Here is a 3,617-nt window from a genome sequence, read left to right as displayed (position 1 = left end):
CTTCTTCCTGAATGCGGACGATGCCACGCTCAACACGACCAGTCACAACAGTACCGCGACCAGAGATCGAGAACACGTCTTCGATTGGCATCAGGAACGGCTTGTCGATAGCACGCTCTGGCTCTGGAATGTAGCTATCCAGAGTTTCCACCAACTTCTTAACAGCGGTGGTGCCCATTTCGTTGTCGTCTTGGCCGTTCAGAGCCATCAGAGCCGAACCGATGATGATTGGAGTGTCATCACCTGGGAAGTCGTAAGTGCTCAGCAGGTCGCGCACCTCCATCTCAACCAGCTCCAACAGCTCGGCATCGTCAACCATGTCTGCCTTGTTCAGGAAGACAACGATGTACGGAACGCCCACCTGACGGGACAGCAGGATGTGCTCACGAGTTTGCGGCATCGGACCATCAGCAGCCGAACAAACCAGGATCGCGCCGTCCATCTGGGCAGCACCGGTGATCATGTTTTTTACGTAGTCGGCGTGACCTGGACAGTCAACATGTGCGTAGTGACGCACAGACGAATCGTACTCAACGTGAGCGGTGTTGATGGTGATACCGCGAGCTTTCTCTTCCGGGGCGCTATCGATCTTGTCGAAGTCAACCTTGGCCGAACCGAAAACCTCGGAGCAGACACGGGTCAGAGCAGCGGTCAACGTGGTTTTACCGTGGTCAACGTGACCAATGGTACCGACGTTGACGTGCGGCTTGTTACGTTCGAACTTTTCCTTAGCCATCGAAATCACCCCTAGGAGAAGAATTTAGCGAGTCACACAAACCATTAAAACAAAGGCAGATATTTTCATATCTGCCTTGTTATATGGAGCTCTTGAGCGGATTTGAACCGCTGACCTCACCCTTACCAAGGGTGTGCTCTACCAACTGAGCTACAAGAGCGAAACACTTTGCACAACCTGCAAACTTGGAGCGGGTAGCGGGAATCGAACCCGCATCATCAGCTTGGAAGGCTGAGGTTCTACCACTAAACTATACCCGCGGAGCTTGCAGCTCACGCTAAAAATGGTGGAGGGGGAAGGATTCGAACCTTCGAAGTCGTAGACGTCAGATTTACAGTCTGATCCCTTTGGCCGCTCGGGAACCCCTCCTAAGCGAGCCGGCATTCTATATCATGCCAGCCTTCTGTCAAGCATTTTCTCATTAAAAACCTGAGGTTAGCTGCGTTGACGTCGCTTCGTATCGCTAACCTTTAAAGGTCTTCGCTGCGAAGCGGGCGCCATTCTATGCAAACTATCCAGCAGGTGCAACCCCTTCGCATGGCATTATTTTATGTTTTAACTCATTGAATTCTTTAGAAAGGTTTTGCAGCAGCGTTTCATTCACCTTTCCCGCACTTTCCTGAGAAACCTGAACCCAGAATCCCCCACCCTCAGGGAGATTTGGCGAGTTCGATGCAGCAGAATGACCTACGATGCCCGAGACAGCCAATCGCCGCTCCAACTGCCTAGCCAGCTCCGGACGAACAAAACCACCCAAGTAAACACAGGTCTTTTGCGCTTCACCGGTTTTACCCAGGTCACGCCCAACAAGCGCATCCGCTGTTTCGCTCAAAAGGTGAATATCCTGCTGCGAACCGCGGTACAAACTCAGTGGAGTCACATCCTTGGCGCGAAGCGGCGCCTCCTGCTGATGCCAGATGTAGTAGAAGACATTCAAAACCAGCAACAACAGAAACAACCACCGCATAGAAACCTCAAGACAAAGGACAGGCCATCGCCAAACCGACAAAAACCAGGTCGGGCACTACCTTGGCACCAGGAACCACCCCGGAAACCAGGTTGGCGTCCCCACCAGTGAGAAACACCACGAAATCCCTTCCCCAATATTGCTGCGCCAATTCAAGCTGAGTCAGGACAAACCCTCTGAGCATCAACATGCAACCGCGCTCGACCGCTTCGACAGTTGTCCGACCCGGAGCGAGACTCTCATGAGCTCGCTCGGCCGCCATATCGTCATAGCGAATTCTTCGCGTATGAGTACGCAACTGGTTACGCATCAAAGGCATCCCCGGACAAATAAATCCGCCGAGATGCACACCGTCCCCAGCCACAAAATCAGCCGTAATGGCAGTACCAAAATCAAGGACCAGGCACGCGCCTGAAGCAAGATGGAACCCACCAAGCAGGGCCAGCCATCGATCAAGCCCCAGCCGCTCGTGATCCTGATAGCCGTTTTTCACCCCCGCCATTTCTCGGGCAGGCACAGCTCGGGTAACCAACAGCCCAAACATATCAACCAGAGAGGCAACCAATGAATCTGTCTCCTCCAGGGTCCTCACGCTAACAAGGCGACATTTCTTGAGCTGGAACTTCTCGGCATTATTCAGGCTCACCAGCAAATCGCTATCAGAGCTGACCACGCCACCTTCAACCGGCGTCACCCCGTCAGCACAAAGAACACGCCATTTGATAAAGCTATTGCCGCAGTCAAGCTCAAGAATCATTACGCAACCTCAGACTGAGCTCACCACCGCTAAAGTTTTTTTCCACACCCTCTACCTTCAAACGCAGCGCACCCTGGTGATCAATGCCCAGCACAATGCCGTCAATTTTATTAACACCGGCAATCAGGGAGACAGTCCTGCCCTGCCAAAGATGGTATTGCTCCCACTCCGACTGTATTGCGGCAAACCCCGATGCGTGATGAAGCCTCAGATAGTGCTGAAGCTTCGCCACCAATCGCGCCACCAACTCATTTCGATCAAAATCCCTTCCCGCCTCAAGACACATGGATGTCCATTGCTGATCGACCTCGTCAGTCGATTGCATATTCACGTTAATCCCAACGCCCAGGACAACATGGCAAACGTCCGCCGGATCCCCTACCAACTCAAGCAAAATGCCGGCGATCTTTTTTTCTCCCACTAGGACATCATTAGGCCATTTCAGCCCCGCGTCAGCGATCCCCATATCACGTAGGGCATGCATGACAGCAAGTCCGACGACCAAGCTCAGCCCTTCGATCTGTCGCATGCCACCGTCAATGCGCAGCACTAGGCTGTGGTAGAGGTTTTCGGCAAACGGACTGACCCACTTACGGCCACGACGCCCACGACCGGCGATCTGTCGCTCAGCCAAAACCATAAACGGCGCCGCCGCCCCACGCTCGATCAAACGCAGCGCCTCGGCGTTGGTGGAGTCAATAGCGTCAAAGATATGGACAGGCCACTCTTGAAGGCCTTTTGCGTGAATCTCTGCAGCATCCAAAAGCACCAGAGGCTTAGCCAACTGATACCCCTTACCTCGAACCTTATGAACAGACAGCCCTATTTCTGCTTCCAAGTGCTGCAATTGCTTCCATACAGCACTACGACTGATACCCAGCGCAACACCCAGCGCCTGCCCTGAGTGAAAGCGACCATCCTTCAGAAGTTTTAGCAACGTGAGCATGCGGACTGCGCCCTGATAATGAGGCCCGCATGATAGCCATGCGCAAGACAGTTGCATAGAAACACAAATGACTTTCCCGCGGGCAAAACAAAACCCCTACCTGCGTCAGCAGATAGGGGTTTCGGAATTTAATCTTGACGATGACCTACTCTCACATGGGGAAACCCCACACTACCATCGGCGATGCATCGTTTCACTGCTGAGTTCGGGA

4 protein-coding genes, 3 tRNA genes and 1 rRNA gene are annotated in these 3,617 nt (G+C 53.2%); all 8 read right to left on the bottom strand.

The window, feature by feature from the left end; genetic code table 11:
- Nucleotides 1–736: elongation factor Tu (locus AACY42_RS28145; RefSeq protein WP_339483765.1), on the bottom strand; the 736-nt coding region annotated here is incomplete at its 3' end.
- An 84-nt stretch (nt 737–820) separates the two neighbouring features.
- Nucleotides 821–896 (bottom strand) — tRNA-Thr (locus AACY42_RS28140).
- Nucleotides 897–922: 26 nt separating this feature from the next.
- Nucleotides 923–996: transfer RNA gene (locus AACY42_RS28135), tRNA-Gly, on the bottom strand.
- Between the two features lie 24 nt (nt 997–1,020).
- A tRNA-Tyr gene (locus AACY42_RS28130) sits at nt 1,021–1,105 on the bottom strand.
- Nucleotides 1,106–1,247: 142 nt separating this feature from the next.
- Nucleotides 1,248–1,703 (bottom strand): hypothetical protein, encoded by a 456-nt coding sequence (locus AACY42_RS28125; RefSeq protein WP_339483764.1) that lies wholly within the window; start codon nt 1,701–1,703, stop codon nt 1,248–1,250.
- 7 nt (nt 1,704–1,710) lie between these two features.
- Nucleotides 1,711–2,460 (bottom strand): pantothenate kinase, encoded by a 750-nt coding sequence (locus tag AACY42_RS28120; RefSeq protein WP_339483763.1) that lies wholly within the window; start codon nt 2,458–2,460, stop codon nt 1,711–1,713.
- Nucleotides 2,450–3,406, bottom strand: a complete 957-nt coding sequence (gene birA / locus AACY42_RS28115; RefSeq protein WP_339483762.1) for a bifunctional biotin--[acetyl-CoA-carboxylase] ligase/biotin operon repressor BirA — start codon at nt 3,404–3,406, stop codon at nt 2,450–2,452. Before birA ends, AACY42_RS28120 begins: the two co-directional genes overlap by 11 nt.
- A gap of 132 nt (nt 3,407–3,538) precedes the next feature.
- Nucleotides 3,539–3,617: ribosomal RNA gene (rrf, locus tag AACY42_RS28890) — 5S ribosomal RNA — on the bottom strand; the annotation flags it as partial.

The sequence above is a fragment of the Pseudomonas sp. RL_5y_Pfl2_73 genome (genome assembly GCF_963970515.1).
Taxonomy (GTDB): domain Bacteria; phylum Pseudomonadota; class Gammaproteobacteria; order Pseudomonadales; family Pseudomonadaceae; genus Aquipseudomonas.
The sequence above is the reverse complement of the archived record's forward strand: the minus strand, read 5'-3'. Positions and strand labels throughout refer to the sequence as shown.

Excerpts from the sequence above, each read along its gene's own strand:
- AACY42_RS28125 (WP_339483764.1), bottom strand. The coding sequence starts at position 1,703 with ATGCGGTGGTTGTTTCTGTTGTTGCTGGTTTTGAATGTCTTCTACTAC.
- AACY42_RS28120 (WP_339483763.1), bottom strand. The coding sequence starts at position 2,460 with ATGATTCTTGAGCTTGACTGCGGCAATAGCTTTATCAAATGGCGTGTT.
- birA (WP_339483762.1), bottom strand. The coding sequence starts at position 3,406 with ATGCTCACGTTGCTAAAACTTCTGAAGGATGGTCGCTTTCACTCAGGG.